Annotated in this window: 1 rRNA gene; it reads left to right on the top strand. The window is 60.2% G+C overall.

Going from position 1 to position 226, the window contains the following annotated elements:
* Positions 1-226, top strand: a 16S ribosomal RNA gene (locus QCD69_RS22680); the annotation flags it as partial.

Here is a 226-nt window from a genome sequence, read left to right as displayed (position 1 = left end):
CCCCGAAAGCCCCGGCCCTACCCGGGGCACTGCATTAGCACCCGGCCGGCCCGAGTCTTGTAGCGGGGCGTAGAATTCCAGGGGTAGCGGTGAAATGCGTAGAGATCTGGAGTAATACCGGTGGCGAAGGCGGCCCCCTGGACAATGACTGACGCTCAGGTGCGAAAGCGTGGGGAGAAAACAGTATTAGATACCCTGGTAGTCCACGCCGTAAACGATGTCGACT

The organism is Erwinia sp. PsM31 (assembly GCF_030433775.1).
GTDB classification, from domain to species: domain Bacteria; phylum Pseudomonadota; class Gammaproteobacteria; order Enterobacterales; family Enterobacteriaceae; genus Erwinia; species Erwinia aeris.
This window is presented reverse-complemented; position numbering and strand designations above follow the sequence as displayed.